This is a genomic window from Ideonella sp. (assembly GCF_036277275.1).
In the GTDB taxonomy this organism is placed as follows: Bacteria; Pseudomonadota; Gammaproteobacteria; order Burkholderiales; family Burkholderiaceae_C; genus Ideonella.
Genome location: NZ_DASUNH010000001.1, coordinates 37,628 through 52,692 on the forward strand (window position 1 = coordinate 37,628; position 15,065 = coordinate 52,692).

14 protein-coding genes are annotated in these 15,065 nt (G+C 67.2%); 6 read left to right on the forward strand and 8 right to left on the reverse strand.

Going from position 1 to position 15,065, the window contains the following annotated elements; all coding sequences use genetic code 11:
- Positions 1–45: 45 nt before the first annotated feature.
- From VFY73_RS00145 to VFY73_RS00160, 4 genes are all read right to left on the reverse strand, one after another.
- Positions 46–1,620, reverse strand: a complete 1,575-nt coding sequence (locus tag VFY73_RS00145) for an AbfB domain-containing protein (RefSeq protein WP_329715869.1) — start codon at positions 1,618–1,620, stop codon at positions 46–48.
- Positions 1,621–1,904: 284 nt separating this feature from the next.
- Entirely contained in the window at positions 1,905–2,222 is a 318-nt protein-coding gene (locus VFY73_RS00150) for a polyhydroxyalkanoic acid system family protein (RefSeq protein WP_329715870.1), read from the reverse strand.
- Positions 2,223–2,231: 9 nt separating this feature from the next.
- Entirely contained in the window at positions 2,232–3,332 is a 1,101-nt protein-coding gene (locus tag VFY73_RS00155) for an aminopeptidase (RefSeq protein ID WP_329715871.1), read from the reverse strand.
- 25 nt (positions 3,333–3,357) lie between these two features.
- Complete coding sequence (locus tag VFY73_RS00160) at positions 3,358–5,409, reverse strand: molybdopterin oxidoreductase family protein (protein WP_329715872.1); 2,052 nt, start codon at positions 5,407–5,409, stop codon at positions 3,358–3,360.
- 164 nt (positions 5,410–5,573) lie between these two features.
- Here VFY73_RS00160 and VFY73_RS00165 point away from each other — a divergent pair, with 164 nt between their 5' ends.
- The 4 genes from VFY73_RS00165 to VFY73_RS00180 all read left to right on the forward strand — a co-directional run bounded on the left by VFY73_RS00165 (position 5,574) and on the right by VFY73_RS00180 (position 9,025).
- On the forward strand, positions 5,574–6,764 hold the full coding sequence (locus tag VFY73_RS00165) for a M20 aminoacylase family protein (RefSeq protein ID WP_329715873.1): 1,191 nt from the start codon (positions 5,574–5,576) through the stop codon (positions 6,762–6,764).
- A 115-nt stretch (positions 6,765–6,879) separates the two neighbouring features.
- Positions 6,880–7,464, forward strand: a complete 585-nt coding sequence (locus VFY73_RS00170; RefSeq protein ID WP_329715874.1) for an isochorismatase family protein — start codon at positions 6,880–6,882, stop codon at positions 7,462–7,464.
- Positions 7,461–8,054 (forward strand): DJ-1/PfpI family protein, encoded by a 594-nt coding sequence (locus tag VFY73_RS00175; protein ID WP_329715875.1) that lies wholly within the window; start codon positions 7,461–7,463, stop codon positions 8,052–8,054. Before VFY73_RS00170 ends, VFY73_RS00175 begins: the two co-directional genes overlap by 4 nt.
- On the forward strand, positions 8,051–9,025 hold the full coding sequence (locus tag VFY73_RS00180; protein WP_329715876.1) for a GlxA family transcriptional regulator: 975 nt from the start codon (positions 8,051–8,053) through the stop codon (positions 9,023–9,025). Before VFY73_RS00175 ends, VFY73_RS00180 begins: the two co-directional genes overlap by 4 nt.
- Positions 9,026–9,032: 7 nt before the next feature.
- Here the strand turns inward: VFY73_RS00180 and VFY73_RS00185 are convergent, their stop codons facing one another.
- The 3 genes from VFY73_RS00185 to tal are packed head-to-tail and all read right to left on the reverse strand — an operon-like array spanning position 9,033 to position 12,260.
- Positions 9,033–9,710, reverse strand: coding sequence for an HAD family phosphatase (locus VFY73_RS00185; protein WP_329715877.1), 678 nt, complete (start codon positions 9,708–9,710; stop codon positions 9,033–9,035).
- Entirely contained in the window at positions 9,707–11,311 is a 1,605-nt protein-coding gene (pgi, locus tag VFY73_RS00190) for a glucose-6-phosphate isomerase (protein ID WP_329715878.1), read from the reverse strand. The genes VFY73_RS00185 and pgi overlap by 4 nt, the downstream gene beginning before the upstream one ends.
- A 1-nt stretch (position 11,312) precedes the next feature.
- Positions 11,313–12,260 (reverse strand): transaldolase, encoded by a 948-nt coding sequence (gene tal, locus VFY73_RS00195; protein WP_329715879.1) that lies wholly within the window; start codon positions 12,258–12,260, stop codon positions 11,313–11,315.
- Positions 12,261–12,429: 169 nt separating this feature from the next.
- On the opposite strand from tal, the gene zwf reads away from it, so the two are divergent.
- Entirely contained in the window at positions 12,430–13,875 is a 1,446-nt protein-coding gene (zwf, locus tag VFY73_RS00200) for a glucose-6-phosphate dehydrogenase (protein ID WP_329715880.1), read from the forward strand.
- A 9-nt stretch (positions 13,876–13,884) separates the two neighbouring features.
- Positions 13,885–14,751 (forward strand): MurR/RpiR family transcriptional regulator, encoded by an 867-nt coding sequence (locus VFY73_RS00205; protein WP_329715881.1) that lies wholly within the window; start codon positions 13,885–13,887, stop codon positions 14,749–14,751.
- A gap of 27 nt (positions 14,752–14,778) precedes the next feature.
- Here the strand turns inward: VFY73_RS00205 and VFY73_RS00210 are convergent, their stop codons facing one another.
- Positions 14,779–15,063 (reverse strand): STAS domain-containing protein, encoded by a 285-nt coding sequence (locus VFY73_RS00210; RefSeq protein WP_329715882.1) that lies wholly within the window; start codon positions 15,061–15,063, stop codon positions 14,779–14,781.
- Between the last annotated feature and the right edge of the window lie 2 nt (positions 15,064–15,065).

A 15,065-nucleotide genomic window follows, 5' to 3' on the forward strand; every position in this document is an offset into this window, starting at 1 on the left:
TGAAAGCGAACGGGCCGACTCGAAAGGCGGCCCGGTGGGTGGTGATCAATACTTGCGGCTGATCTTCAGCCAGTTCAGGCTCCAGCTGCCGCCCAGGCCCTTGAGGCCGATGTGCTGCTCGCCAGCATCGAGCGACACGTCGTGGGAGATCGTCGTCCAGTTCTGCCCACCGTTGGTGTTGGGCACGTCGAGCTGGCCATAGACCGGGTTGCCGCCACCTTTTTCGAGCTGCAGCTTGCCGCCGTCGACCGAGCTGGCCACGCGGTATTCGACCTTGTAGACACCGGCGCTGGGCAGGTCGATCGGCCAGACCATCCAGTCGCCGGCGTCGATCGAGCTGACGTCCTGCCCGCCCTCCGAGCATGCCTCGTCGACGACGCCGGACATGAACTCGTGCGTCTCGGCTTCGACTGTCGTGGCGTACGCCGCTGCCAGCGGCAGGCCTGCCATGAAGGTCGAGGCCTTCTTCGCCGTGTCGGTGCCGGCCTTCTTCACGTAGAGCAGGCCATCCTTCTGGCGGATGTACTGGCCCGGCAGGTTGTAGGCCTCGAAGGACTTGGCCCATTCGTCCGTCAGGCCCGGGCGCTTGTAGAACGTGGCCGCGTTCTTGAAGGCAGCGCTGTTGTCGTTCGCCTCGAGCACCAGCTCACCGTTGCGGTGCCGCAGGAAGTGGCCCGGCTCGTTCTCGGACTGGAACGACACGCCCGCACCGGCAAGGCCGGGAATCATCGTCCAGTTGCCGTCGCCATACGGCTTGACCTTCGCGGGCTTGTCGAGCTGCGCGCGGCCATCCTGGTGGCGGATCACCTTGGTGGTGTTGTCGAGCGCCCAGGTGCTGGTGATGCCGCTTTCGTTGCCAGGCTTCTGGTAGACGCGCACATAGTCGACGTACATCCTTGCCGGCAGCTTGGTCTCGTCGATGTTGAAGCCGGGCCAGTTGCCGCCCACCGCCAGGTTCAGCAGCAGGAAGAAGTCGTTGTGGAACTCGGCCGTGCCGCCGACACCGTCGGTGATGTCGATGACGTGGTACTGCACACCGTCGAGGAACCAGCGGATCGCCGTCGGATCCCACTCGATCGAGTAGAGGTGGTAGTCCTGCGGCGTGGTGGTGACATTGCCGCCATACGAGGCATAACTGCCATCCGGTGCAGACCAGTGCACGGTGCCGTAGACCTTGTCCTCGGTGTTGACGTGCTCGAGGATGTCGATCTCGCCGGACGCCGGCCAGCCGACGCGGGTGATGTTGCTGCCCAGTGCCCAGAAAGCCGGCCACAGCCCGGAGCCCAGCGGCACCTTGATGCGCGCCTCGATGCGGCCGTACTTGAAGCTCTGCTTGCCCTGCGTCTTCATCCGCGACGAGGTGTAGCGGAAGCCGCCGAAGTCTTCGCGCTTCGCGGTGATCACCAGGTTGCCGTTCTCGACGTTGGCGTTCTCGCGGCGGTAGTACTCGAGCTCGTTGTTGCCCCAGCCGCCGGCGCCGTTGCCGATCTCGAACACCCAGTCCGGGCTGATGCTGCCCTCGAACTCGTCTTGCCAGACCAGCTGCCAATCAGCGGCCGCGCAGATCTGCGCCGCGATCAGCCCCACGCCCAAGGCGAACAGGTTCCGAATCTTCTTCATAGGCCGTCTCGCTCCATGCTCCTCGTCGATGGAATCCCCGAGCGCGTGGGTCGACCCCGGCCCGGGAAGCGGCCCGATGCTTTTTGGAAGCGGTTCCGTTCAGGCGCGGCCGGATCGTAGACTGAAAGCGATTTCAGCCTCAACCTCGGGAGAGCCCTAGAAGTTGCAAGCAAACGTGAGCAGCCGTCGCCAGGTAGCAACCACAGAAAGGCAACCACAGAAGGAAAGACGGCCCGGCCGCGGCTCAGGCGGGCCGGGCGGACGGAAGCGGCCTCAGGCCGGCGTCAGGCCTTCTTGGCCGCCTTGGCCTGCTCCTTGGCCAGCGCCTCGTCGAGCTGCTTGGCGACCTCGGCCTGGATCTGGCTGGCGAAGGCCGCCATCAGCAACCCGAGCTTCGCTTGCACCTCGAAATGCTCGCCGGTGACCACCATCGTGCCCGAGACGCCGGAGCGCTTGAACTGCACCGTGTCGCTGGTCTCGCCCTCCAGCACGCCACATTCCATGTCGTACTTCTTCTCGACATGCTCAGCCCATTTCCACGCGACTTTGCGGGCTCGCTCCAGGCCCAGGCTATGGTCGCGGTGGATTCGAATATCAGCCATGGTTGTCCATCAATGTTGTTTGTGTGATTCGGTGGTCTGCGGCGCCAGGCTCTGCAGTGTGGCGTCGCGCTCGGCGCGCGGCAAGGCGGCCAGGCGCCGGGCTGCGGCATAGAAACGTGGGAAGTCCCGCCCCTCGCGCTCGAACAGCGCGGTGAACGCCGGTACCCAGTTCAGGTAGGCCGCCTGGATGCCCAGCGAGGCGTTGTTGGCCCTGGCGAAGAACGTATCGTAGCCGGCGAAGCCGTTCCAGGCCCCGGCTTTCAGCGCCGCGTGGTCGGCCCGCATCTGGGCCATCAGCTCGGCCTTGCGCGCACGTTTGGCCTCGTCGTGCGCGTCTGAACGGTACAGCGCATCCAGCGCCGCGCGGGTGCCGAGCGTCAGGCGCCGAAAGTCCGACCGTCGCTGTTCGATCGCCTTCGCCTGCGCGCGCGACGCATCGCTGCCGTGGGCCGCCATCCAGCGCTCGCCGCCCAGGCGCTCGACCGCGGTCGCAAACGACTCGTTGAACATCGTGTCGCCGGGCGCGAACGCCACCTGGTGCGCGAGCTCGTGGAAGATCAGCCGCGACAGCTCGACCTCGGGCCATTGGATAAAGGTATTCAGCAGCGGGTCACCGCCCAGCCACTCCAACTTGCCCAGCGTCGAGTAGGCCGGTACCGGGTAGACGGTGACCTCGAGGCCCTGGTCGCGCAGCGCCTGGCCTTCGGCATCGGCATCCGCCTGGGCGTAGTAGCCACGGTAACCGACGCAGCCGACCACCGGGTAGCACCAGGTCTGCAGCTTCAGCGACAGCTCGGGCGCCGCCGCGACATTCCACACCGCGGCGTTGCGCTTCAGATCGGCAAACGCGCGGTAGCTGCGGTTGTCCGGCAGCTTCAGTTCGCTGACGGCGAAGTCGCGCATGCGCTTGGTCAGCGCCAGCTTGGTTTTCAGCGGCTCGGGCGTGCCGGGCTCACCGAGCCAGTCGTCGACCGGCCGCGCGCTGTTCAACAGGTTCACGTGGCCGCTGACCGACTGGGCCAGGTAACCCATCGAACTGCAGCCGCTGGTCAGGCAGACGGTGCCGGCCGCGACCGCCAGCAAGCCCACGACGCTGGCGACACCTGTCATCAACCAACCCTTGAGACGCATCGATTCAAAGTGCCGCCACCTCGACCAAGCAGTCGTAGAAGGTCGGTGCCTTGCCCAGGTCGGTCAGTTGCTGGTGCGTCAACTCGTTGACGTTGGTGCCGTTGCGGCCCAGCTTGCGCCACCAGACGCCCAGGCCGTTGACGACACCGGGCCGCGCGCGCTGGTTGATGCGGGCGGTGCAGTGGTAGTTGCCGCGGTCGTTGAACACGCGCACCGCCTGGCCATCGACGAGCGAACGCGCCGCCGCATCGGCCGGGTGCAGCTCGACCACCGGCTCGGCCTCGATGTCGCGCAGGCTCTTGACGTTGACGAAAGTCGAATTGAGGAAATTGCGCGCCGGCGGCGAGATCATCGCCAACGGGTAGCGGGCAGCCAGCTCGGGCGCAGTGGCCACGCTCTCGTAGTTCGGCACATGGTCGGGCAGCGGCACACCGGGGCCTTCGGCGATCGCCTTGCCGCCGGGCGTGGGAAAGCCACCTTCGGCGAAGGGCGCGTCCGGCAACGGCAGCTTGAACCAGCCGTCGCGCTGCAACTGCTCGGTGTCGACCTGCTCGTTGAAGGCCTGGCGCGCGATCGCCTCGTCGCCGTCCCGGAAGCAGGGCTCGGTGAAGCCGAGCCGGGCAGCGAGCTGGCGAAAGATTTCGCAGTTCGACTTCGCCTCGCCCCGCGGTGAGACCGCCGGCTCGTTGATCAGCACGTAGGTGTGGCCGTAGCTGGTGTGCGCGTCCCAGTGTTCCATCTGGGTCGTCGCCGGCAGCACGTAGTCGGCATGGTCGGCGGTGTCGGTCAGAAAGTGTTCAAGCACCACCGTAAACAGGTCTTCACGCTGGAAGCCCGCCACCACCTTGGGCGACTCGGGCGCCACCGCGACCGGGTTGCTGTTGTAGACCACCAGCGCCTCGATTTTCGGGCCGAATGCGGCAGAGGATTCACGCAGCAGATCGTCGCCGATCGTGCTCATGTTGATCGTGCGCGGCTGGCGACCAGCCAGCAGATCGGGCCGGTCCAGCGCGGCCGTGTTCTTCACCGCCTTGTTCCAGCCCGAGGCCGACAACAGCATGCCCCCCGCACGATGCCGCCAGGCACCGGTCAGGCAAGGCAGCAGCGCGATCAGGCGCACGGCGTTGCCACCGCCGCGCACCCGCTGCATACCGTAGTTCAGGCGGATCGCGGCCGGCTTCGTCATGCCGTAGTCGCGTGCCAGGCCACGCACCTCGTCGACCGTCAGGCCGCACTCGGCGGCGGTGCGCTCGGGCGTCCACCGCAGTGCGCGTTCGCGCAGCGCGGGCCAGCCTTCGACGTGGCGATCGAGGTAGTCGTGGTCGAGCCAGTCGTTGGTGATCAGCTCGTGCATCAGGCCCAACGCCAGCGCACCGTCGGTGCCGGGCAGCAAGGCGATGTGCTGGTGGCACTTCTCGGCCGTTTCGGTCTTGCGGGGGTCGATCGCGATCAGCTTGGCGCCGTTGCGTTTGGCGGCTTGCGCGAAGGTCCAGAAATGCAGGTTCGATGCGATCGAGTTGCTGCCCCAGATGACGATCAGCTTGCTTTCGGCGAAATGCTCCAGGTGCATGCCGACCTTGCCGCCGTAGGTCATCTGCAGCGCCTCGCCACCAGCGGCGGAGCAGATCGTGCGATCGAGCAACGAGGCACCAAGCTTGTTGAAGAAGCGTGCGGCCATGCTCTCGCCCTGCACCAGGCCCATCGTGCCAGCGTAGCTGTAGGGCACGATGGCTTGCGGGTCCCGCGCGGCGATCTCGCGCAGCCGGCCGGCGATGTCGTCCAGCGCCTCGTCCCAGCCCACCGCCACGAACTGCCCGCTGCCCTTCGGTCCGACACGCTTGAGCGGCGTCAGCACCCGTTCAGGGTGGTTGACCCGTTCGGCGTAGCGCGAGACCTTGGTGCACAGCGCGCCATGGGTCGGTGGGTGGTTCGGGTCGCCCTGGATGCGGACGATTTGTTCACCCTCGACGGTGACGCGAATGGCGCAGGTGTCGGGGCAATCGTGCGGGCAGGCTGCGTGAACGGTGCGGGCGGTGGGGCTGGCGACGACGGACATCCGAGCATGATGGCACAGCGCCCCTGCCCCTGGCGGGGCTGCGCCCATGGGCGGCGAACGTGCCTCGGGGCCGCGAGTAACATGCCACGGCCCCTGCCCGGGACGACGTCCCGACAGCCGTCACCGCGGCGTTTCTGGGGGCCTTCCTGACGCCACCCGCCGCCATGACCCTGATCGACACCCTGCAGGCCGATGCCGAGACGATCGCCGCGCTGCGTCGCGAGATCCACGCCCACCCCGAGTTGTGCTTCGAAGAGGTCCGCACCGCCGACCTGATCGCCAAGCAGTTGACCGAATGGGGCATCCCGATCCACCGCGGGCTCGGCAAGACCGGCGTGGTCGGCATCGTCAAGAACGGCAACAGCCCCCGCGCGATCGGCCTGCGCGCCGACATGGACGCGCTGCCGATGACTGAGCACAACCGCTTTGCACATGCGAGCCAGCACCCCGGCAAGATGCACGCCTGCGGCCACGACGGGCACGTCGCGATGCTGCTCGGCGCGGCGCGCCACCTGGCCAAGCACCGCAACTTCGATGGCACCGTCTACCTGATCTTCCAGCCGGCCGAAGAAGGCGGCGGCGGCGCGCGCGAAATGGTCAAGGACGGCCTGTTCAAGCTGTTCCCGATGGACGCGGTGTTCGGCATGCACAACTGGCCGGGCTACGAGGCGGGCCAGTTCGCCGTCTGCGATGGCCCAGCGATGGCCTCGAGCAACGAATTCAAGATCACGATCCGCGGCAAGGGCGCCCACGCCGCGCTGCCCCACCTCGGCCTGGACCCGGTGCCCGTGGCCTGCCAGATGGTGCAGGCCTTCCAGACCATCGTCAGCCGCAACAAAAAGCCGATCGACACCGCCGTCGTCTCGGTCACGATGATCCACACCGGCGAAGCCACCAACGTCATCCCCGACAGCTGCGAAATCCAGGGCACGGTGCGCACCTTCACGCTCGAGGTGCTCGACCTGATCGAACGCCGGATGAAGGAAATTGCCGAACACACCGCGGCCGCGTTCGGCCTCAGCGTCGACTTCGAGTTCCACCGCAACTACCCGCCGACGATCAATCACCCAGCCGAAGCGCAGTTCCTGCGCGGCGTGATGCGCGAACTGGTCGGTGACGCCAACACGTTGGAGTTTGAAGCCGCAATGACGGCCGAGGACTTCAGCTACTTCCTGCTCGAAAAACCCGGCGCCTACTTCGTCATCGGCAACGGCGACGGCAGCCACCGCATCAGCGGCCATGGCATGGGGCCCTGCACGCTGCACAACCCGAACTACGACTTCAACGATGCGTTGATCGCGCCAGGGGGGGCGTTGTGGGTGCGGTTGGTGGAGCGCTTCCTGGCCCGGACCTGAGCCGCAGCAACCCGTCATGTCCTGATTCGACCTGAAGCCGTCCGTTTCAGGGCTGGCGCGGCGACGCATCCAAGGGAAACATGGCATCCTCTGCCACTGAAACTCGTTGATCGTCATGTCCATTTCCGCCCGCCCCACCACCGCCCTGCTGCTCATCGACGTGCAGGAGTCCTTCCGTGTCCGGCCGTACTGGAGCGACGCCGAAGCGCCCGCGTTCTTCGAGCGCACCAACGAGCTGGTCGCTGGGTGCGCCGCCGCCGGCATCCCGATCGTGCAGGTGTTCCATGTCGACGAGCCGAACCGTGCCGACAACCCGTTTGCGCATGCCAGCGGGCTGATCAAGCCGATGGCGGAGTTGAAGCCCTTCGACGCCGCGCTGGTGGTCGAGAAGCACCGCCACAGCGCGCTGGTGGGTTCCGGCTTGCCGGTGTGGCTGCACGGCCAGGGCATCCGCCGGCTGATCGTTGCCGGCATCCGCACCGAGCAGTGCTGTGAAACGACCACCCGCCATGCCAGTGACGAGGGCTGGGAGGTCGACTACGTGACTGAAGCCACGCTGACCTTCGACATGACCACGCCGTCGGGCGCCACCCTGAGCGCCGCGGCGATCCGCGAACGGACCGAGACCGTGCTGGCCGGCCGCTTCGCGACCATCTGCACGGTCGAGCAGGCGCTGGCCCGCGCGAAGAGCGCCGCATGACGCGTTTGTTGCTGTTGATGTTCGGCGAGGTCGAGTTGCTCGACTTCGCCGGGCCCTACGAGGTGTTCACCACCGCCAACCGCATGGCCTCGCGGCGCAACATCGCGACGCCGTTCGAGTTGGTGACGGCGTCGCCTGACGGCCGCCCGGTCACGGCACGCGCCGGCTTGGTGCTTCGGCCGGACTGCGCGCTGGTCGATGCACCGGTAGCTGATGTGGTGCTGGTGCCCGGCGGCGTGGTCGACCACCTGCTCGACGACGCGCCATTGCTGGCCGAGCTGCGCCGCCGCTCGGCCCAGGCGCAGATCACCGCGTCGATCTGCACCGGCGCCTTCGTGCTCGCCGAGGCCGGTGTGCTGCACGACGCTGAAGCGACCACACATTGGGAAGATGCCGAGGACCTGGCCAGGCGCTACCCAAGCCTGCGGGTGCAGCCGGAACGCCGCTGGGTCGACAACGGCCGCATCGTCACCTCCGCCGGCATCGCGGCCGGGATCGACATGAGCCTGCATCTGGTCGGCCGCCTCGTGGATACCGAGCTCGCGCAGCGCACCGCGCGACAGCTGGACGTCCCCTGGGGCGACGCGTGAGCCCACCGATCGAGGTGCTGTTCGTCGTGCTGCCCGACAGCCTGCTGTTGGATGTGGGCGGGCCGGCGGAAGCCTTCCGGCTCGCCAATGCGCAACTCGAGGCGCGTGGCCGCCCACCGGCCTATCGGATGCGCTTCGTCGGCCCGGATGCGACAACACCCTCCTCGGTGGGCCTGATGCTCGCCGGCCTGCAGCCGCTGCCCGACCGATTGGCCGCCCCGACGTGGATCGTGCTGGTCGGCCGCCCCGGCAACGCGCCGCAAGTCGTGCGCCACCAGCGGGCCTGGCTGGCGACACGCCATTGGTTGGCACAGGTCGTGGCCACCGCGCTGACGCCGACGGACACCCCGCATCGCCTGCTGACCGTCTGCTCCGGCGCCCTGCTGGCCGCCGACGCCGGCTTGCTGGCCGGGCGGTGCGTCACCACCCATCACGAACTGCTGGACGAACTGACCGCGCTGGCACCTGCCGCACGGGTGGTCGCCAACCGCGTGTTCGTCGAAGACGGCGTGTTCGCCAGCAGCGCCGGTGTCACCGCCGGCATCGACCTGGCGCTGCACCTGATCGCGCAGACGCAAGGCGAGGCGTTGGCATCGGCCGTGGCGCAGGTGATGGTGGTGTTCCATCGCCGCGGCACCGACGACCCCGAGCGTTCACCGCTGCTCGCGGGCCGCAGCCATCTGCATCCCGCCGTGCACGCAGTGCAGACCGCCGTGCTGGAAGCGCCCGGCGAGGACTGGTCGCTCGAACGCATGGCCGCGCTGGCGCACGTGACGCCGCGCCACCTGGCGCGGCTGTTCCGCGAGCACGCCGGCCTGACCCCGCGCGAGCATGTCGAGCAGGTACGCCTGGCGCTGGCGCAAGAGGCCAAGCAGGCCGGCCTGCACACCAAGCAGGCGCTGGCACTGGCGGGCTTTCGTTCGGACCGGCAGTGGCGGCGCGCACGCAGCCGTGCTGCCGCATCGGCGTGAGTGCCCCCTAGACGATCAAGCCGCGCTCAATCAATTCACGCTCCAGTTCGGCGTCGCCGACGAACTGCACCGCCTGCCAGCCGAGCGCCTTGGCGGCTTCGATGTTCGGGCCGTGGTCGTCGATGAAGAGCACCTGCTCGGCCGGCAGCCCGAACTGCTTCAACGCATGGTCGAAGATTGCCGCGGCGGGCTTGTTGACCTTGACGCGCGAAGAGAAAACGCCGCCGTCGAACCAGTCCATGAAAGGGTGCGCGCGTTCCAGGTGCTCGGCAAACGGCAGCGGCATGTTGGACAGGAAGTACAGCGACCGCCCGGCATCCTTCAGGCGCTTCATCAACGCCACGGTGCCCGAAAGCGGCGTCAGCGAGGCCGGTGCCGCATCGACCACGGCCATCACTTCGGCTTCGTCCAGCCCGGTGCGGCGGGCGATGCGCTCGATCAGCGCCGGTACCTCGACCTGGCCGCTGTCGAAATCACCCCAGTCGCCTTGGTAGCTCTGGAAGATCTGCTCGACCCAGTGCGCCGCGGTCTCGGGTGTGGCGGCGCGCCGAGGCAGCACGCGGCTCAGCAAGGCCTCGGGCTGCCAGTCGAAAACCACGCGGCCGAAGTCGAAGACGATCGCGGTGTCCACAGTCGATGCGTCGAGCAAGGTGTCGCTCCAGGCACTGCTCTTGATCATGCTCATCCTCGCAAACGTGCCAGCAGGCCAGCGGTCGAGCCGTCCAGGCCCGTCGAGTCGCCCGATGTGAAGCGCGGCAGCAGCTGGTTGCACAGCGCCTTGCCAAGCTCGACGCCCCACTGGTCGAAGCTGTTGATGCCCCAGATCGCACCGCTGGTGAACACGCGATGTTCGTACAGTGCGATCAGGGCCCCGAGCGAGCGCGGGTTCAGCGTTTCCAGCAGCAGCGTGGTGCTGGGCCGATTGCCGGGGAAACTGCGGTGCCGCGCGAGCACCGTGCGGTCCAGCGTCTGTGACGCAGTCGGCGCTTTCTCGGTGGCCGCTTCGGCCGAAGTCTTGCCCTGCATCAGCGCCTGACTTTGTGCCAGGCAGTTGGCCAGCAGCTTGGTGTGCAGATCGGCATGACCATGGCTCGGGCGCTTGACCGCGATGAACTCGACCGGCACGACGTCGGTGCCCTGGTGCAGCATCTGGAAGTACGCGTGCTGGCCGTTCGTGCCGGGCTCGCCCCAGACCACCGGGCTGGTGCCGAACGGTAGCGTGCGCCCATCGCTGTCGACCCCCTTGCCGTTCGACTCCATCTCCAGCTGCTGCAGGTACGCCGGCAATCGCGCCAGGCCCTGGTGGTAGGGAGCGATCGAGCGGCTGGTGAAGCCATGGAAGTTGCGGTACCAGACGTCGAGCAGGCCCAGTTGCACCGGCAGGTTCTGCAACAACGGCGCTTGCGCAAAGTGCTTGTCCATCGCATGCGCGCCGTCGAGGAATGTGCGGAATGCGTCGGCACCGATCGCGATCGCCAGCGGCAGGCCGATGGCGCTCCACAGCGAATAGCGGCCGCCGACCCAGTCCCAGAAGCCAAAGGTGTCGGTGATGCCGAACTCGGCCGCGGCCTTCAGGTTGGTCGTCACGCCGACGAAGTGGCGCGCCGTGTCCTTGCCGCCGTTCGCGACGAACCACTCGCGCGCGACCTCGGCGTTGGACATCGTCTCCTGCGTCGTGAAAGTCTTCGAGGCGACGACGAACAGCGTGCGCTCGGGCTTCAGGCCCTGCAGCAACGGCGTGATGTCATGGCCGTCGACATTGGAGACGAAGTGCAGCCTCAGGCCCGGATGGCAATACGGCTGCAGCGCGATCGCCGCCATCCGTGGCCCGAGGTCGGAACCACCGATGCCGATGTTGACGATGTCCGTGTAGGCGGCGCCTGCCTCCGCGCGGATGCGTTCGGCGTAGGCCAGCATGCGATCGAGCACGTCGTGAACATCGGTGCTGAACGGGCCGGCGCCGCGCGGCGCGCGCAAGGCGGTGTGGAGCACCGCGCGGCCTTCGGTCGTGTTGATCGGGTCGCCGGCAAGCATCGCGTCACGCCGGGCCGCGAGGTGGCAGTCTTCGGCCAGCTCGACGAGCAGGCGGCGCGTCAGCTCGTCCCAACGGTTCTTCGACAAGTCGGCAAAGACCTCGGGCGCCTGCAAGCCGAATCGATCGAAACGCATGGGATCGTCGGCAAAGGCCTGGCGCAAATCGAACTCGCGGCCATGGGCCTCGTGATGGCCACGCAGCGCGGCCCAGGCCACGGTGGCGTCGCAACGCGGAGAGGCGAGGTTCGGCATCTCAGGCCTCCTGGATCAGCTTGTCGAGCCTTACCGCATCCGCGGCGAACAGGCGAATCCCCTCGGCCAGCTTCTCGGTGGCCATGGCGTCCTCGTTCAGCGCATGACGGAAGCCCGCTTCGTTGTAAAGCACGGCATGCAGGTCGAGTTGGCGCGCATCGCCAGCGTCCAGTGCCGGCGACAGCGGCGCCTCGCTGGCTTGCAGCTGCGCCAACAATTCGGGGCTGATCGTCAGCAGGTCGCAGCCCGCCAGCGCCGTGATCTGGCCCGTGTTGCGGAAGCTCGCCCCCATCACCTCGGTGGCGATATCGAACTTCTTGTAATGATTGAAGATTTGCGTCACCGATTTGACACCAGGGTCGTTGGCGCCGGCCATCGCCGCTTCGTCCCAAGCGGCGCCGGCTTGCTTCTTGTGCCAGTCGTAGATGCGGCCGACGAACGGGCTGATGAGTGTCACGTTGGCCTCGCCGCACGCCACCGCCTGGCAGAAGCTGAACAGCAGCGTCAGGTTGCAATGGATGCCCTCGCGCTCGAGCGCGCGGGCCGCCTGGATGCCCTCCCAGGTCGAGGCCACCTTGATCAGCACCCGGTCGCGGCCGATGCCGGCGTCTTCGTACAGGCCGATCAAGTGATGGGCCCGGGCAATCGTGGCGGCCGTGTCGAACGACAGGCGGGCATCCACTTCGGTCGACACACGGCCCGGCACGACCTTCAGGATCTCGCGGCCGAAGCGCACGAGCACCTGGTCGACAAGCTGGGGCAGCGGTTGCCCGCGGTGGACGGCCACCGTCTCCTTCAGCAGCGGTGCGTATTCCGGTTGCAGCACCGCCTTCAGGATCAGCGAAGGGTTGGTCGTGGCGTCGCGAGGCGCGTACTGTGCCAGTTGCTTGAAGTTGCCGGTGTCGGCCACGACGGTGGTGTAGGCCTTGAGTTGGTCGAGCTGGTTCATGGTGATGTGAGACGGCCGCTGATAGGAAAGGTGGGCGACGCGCAGCCCTCATTAGAAGGCCTGATCCGGTTTCAGCGCGGTTACGCCCCATGACCCAGTCGGGCGCCGTTGACCCGTGGAAGAAACTCATGCATCATTCAGCGTGTAACTTTGTTTCACATCGCTGACCATGTCCTTCGACCTCGTATTCTTCGGCGGCACCGGCGACCTGACCTGGCGCAAGCTGATGCCCGCGCTGTTCCAGGCCTTTCGACACGGCAAATTGCCCGCTGGCGGCCGCATCCTGGCGGTGGCGCGTGACGAACGCAGCGATGCCGACTACCGTCAGTTCATCCGCGAACGTTTCGTCGACGTCGACAGCTCGAAGCGGCCGAACGACGACGAGTTCGATCGCTTCGCCGCGCTGCTGCATTACCGCCGGATGGACTTGTCGCAGCCGGCCGACTATGCGGGCCTGAAGGCCTGGCTCGACGAGCGCGGTGCGGACACCGCGGTGCTGTACCTGGCCACCAGCCCGCACCTGTTTCCAGTGATTTGCGAACAGCTCGGCGCGGCTGGCCTCAACGGCCCGAAGGTGCGCGTGGTGCTGGAAAAGCCGCTCGGCCACGACCTGGCCAGCGCGCAGGAGATCAACCGCGTCGTGCGCTCGGTGTTCACCGAACGGCAGGCCTTCCGCATCGACCACTACCTTGGCAAGCCGGCGGTGCAGAATCTGATGGCGCTGCGCTTTGCCAACGTGCTGTTCGAGCCGCTGTGGCGGCGCGAGTGCATCTCCAACATCCAGATCACGCTGGCCGAATCGATCGGTGTCGGCACGCGGGGTGACTTCTACGACCGCACCGGTGCCCTGCGCGACATGGTGCAGAACCACGCGCTGCAGCTGCTGACGATGATTGCGATGGAGCCGCCATCGACCAACGACGCCGACGCAATCCGCGATGAGAAGCTGAAGGTGCTGAAGTCGCTGAGGCCCTTCACGCCGGCCAGCGTGGCCCGCGATGTGCTGCGTGGCCAGTACAAGGCCGGTGCCGTCAATGGCAAGGCCGTGCCCGGCTACCTGGACGAGGTGAAGGTGCCGCCCGGCAGCACCTGCGAGACCTTCGTGGCCCTGCGGACCGAGGTGCAGAACTGGCGCTGGGCGGGCGTGCCCTTCTACCTGCGCACCGGCAAGCGCCTGGCAGCGCACGAGGCGCAGATCGTCGTCAGCTTCCGCGAAGTGCCGCACCCGATATTCGCCGGCATGAGCCGGGCCAACAAGCTGGTGATCAAGCTGCAGCCGGAAGACGGGCTGGAACTGCACCTGCTGGCCGCCAAGGGTTCGGGCCAGGGCGAGGCGTTGTCGTCGGTCTCGCTGGACCTGGATTTCGACAAGGCTTTCCCCACCGAGCGCGTCGGCGCCTACGAGCGCCTGCTGCTCGACGCCATCGCCGGGCGCCTGAACCTGTTCGTGCGCAGCGACGAACAGGAGCAGGCCTGGCGCTGGGTCGAACCGATCCTCGACAGCTGGGCCCAGGATGCAAGCGACTTGAAGACCTACGCAGCAGGCAGCTGGGGGCCACCCGCCGCCAGCGCCATGGTCGCGCGTGACGGCTTCGCGTGGGCCGAAGAGCAGTAGGCATTCGTCATGCTCGACCGAATCCGCGCCTCCATCCCCGCGCTGCCGCCGGCCGAGCAGCGGGTCGCCAAGCTCGTGCTCAGCGACCCGCGCAGCTTCGCCTCGATGCCGGTCGGGGAGCTGGCCGAGCGATCGCACGTCAGCAAACCCACCGTCGTGCGCTTTTGCCGCAGCGTGGGCTACGACGGCCTGTCGGATTTCAAGCGCAAGCTGGCCGGCAGCGTCAACGAAGGCGTGCCCTTCGTGCACCGCTCGGTTGACGAAGACGACAAGCCTTCGGACATCATCGTCAAGGTGATCGACAACGCGGTCAGCGCACTGCTCAAGTACCGCAACGACGCCGCCGGCCATGCCTTCGAACGCGCCATGGCGGCGCTGGTCGAAACGGCCAAGCACAACGGCCGGGTCGAGTTCTACGGCGTCGGCAATTCCGGCATCGTCGCGCAGGACGCACAGCACAAGTTCTTCCGCCTGGGCGTCAATGCGATCGCGATGAGCGACGGCCATGTGCAGGTGATGAGTGCGACCATGCTCAAGCCGGTCGACTGCGCCGTGGTGATCAGCAATTCGGGCCGCAGCCAGGATCTGCTGGGCGTGGCCGAAATCGCGCAGCGCAAGGGCGCGACGTTGATCGTGATCACCGCCAGCGGCTCACCGTTGGCGCAGATGGCGCAAGGGGCCGGGCAGATCCTGCTGGCCGCCGACCACCCGGAAGACTACGACCGCTACAGCCCGATGGTCTCGCGCATGTTGCACCTGATGATCATCGACATCCTGACCACCGGCGTCGCATTGCGCCTGGGCCAGGGGCTGCGCCCAGTGCTGCAAGAGATCAAGCGCAACCTGCGCACGCGCCGCTACGCCCAGCCGGAGTAGGCAGCCCCCGAGAACCCCCGCGGGCTCTCAGGCCATGCCGAGCAACTCGGCCACGCCGTAAAGCTTGGCCAAGTCGACCAGCTTGGCCGGTGCATTGCGCACCTCGAAGCCACGCTGACGCCCTTCCGCCAGGCGGCGGCATTGCAGCAACACGGCCAAGGAGGCCGAGTCGATCTGCACCAACGCACCCGCATCGATCACGATCGTGCCGTCGCCGGCCGCGGCGATCGCCGGGCCGAGCGTCGCCAGCGCCGAACGCGCATCGCGCAGCGTCAGCGCTGCCGGCAGGATCAGGGTCGCAGCCTCGGTCATGG

Bases quoted from the DNA above. Each gene is read 5' to 3' on its own strand.
- VFY73_RS00145 (WP_329715869.1), bottom strand. From the start codon at position 1,620: ATGAAGAAGATTCGGAACCTGTTCGCCTTGGGCGTGGGGCTGATCGCG.
- VFY73_RS00150 (WP_329715870.1), bottom strand. From the start codon at position 2,222: ATGGCTGATATTCGAATCCACCGCGACCATAGCCTGGGCCTGGAGCGA.
- VFY73_RS00155 (WP_329715871.1), bottom strand. From the start codon at position 3,332: ATGACAGGTGTCGCCAGCGTCGTGGGCTTGCTGGCGGTCGCGGCCGGC.
- VFY73_RS00160 (WP_329715872.1), bottom strand. From the start codon at position 5,409: ATGTCCGTCGTCGCCAGCCCCACCGCCCGCACCGTTCACGCAGCCTGC.
- VFY73_RS00165 (WP_329715873.1), top strand. From the start codon at position 5,574: ATGACCCTGATCGACACCCTGCAGGCCGATGCCGAGACGATCGCCGCG.
- VFY73_RS00170 (WP_329715874.1), top strand. From the start codon at position 6,880: ATGTCCATTTCCGCCCGCCCCACCACCGCCCTGCTGCTCATCGACGTG.
- VFY73_RS00175 (WP_329715875.1), top strand. From the start codon at position 7,461: ATGACGCGTTTGTTGCTGTTGATGTTCGGCGAGGTCGAGTTGCTCGAC.
- VFY73_RS00185 (WP_329715877.1), bottom strand. From the start codon at position 9,710: ATGAGCATGATCAAGAGCAGTGCCTGGAGCGACACCTTGCTCGACGCA.
- pgi (WP_329715878.1), bottom strand. From the start codon at position 11,311: ATGCCGAACCTCGCCTCTCCGCGTTGCGACGCCACCGTGGCCTGGGCC.
- tal (WP_329715879.1), bottom strand. From the start codon at position 12,260: ATGAACCAGCTCGACCAACTCAAGGCCTACACCACCGTCGTGGCCGAC.
- zwf (WP_329715880.1), top strand. From the start codon at position 12,430: ATGTCCTTCGACCTCGTATTCTTCGGCGGCACCGGCGACCTGACCTGG.
- VFY73_RS00205 (WP_329715881.1), top strand. From the start codon at position 13,885: ATGCTCGACCGAATCCGCGCCTCCATCCCCGCGCTGCCGCCGGCCGAG.
- VFY73_RS00210 (WP_329715882.1), bottom strand. From the start codon at position 15,063: ATGACCGAGGCTGCGACCCTGATCCTGCCGGCAGCGCTGACGCTGCGC.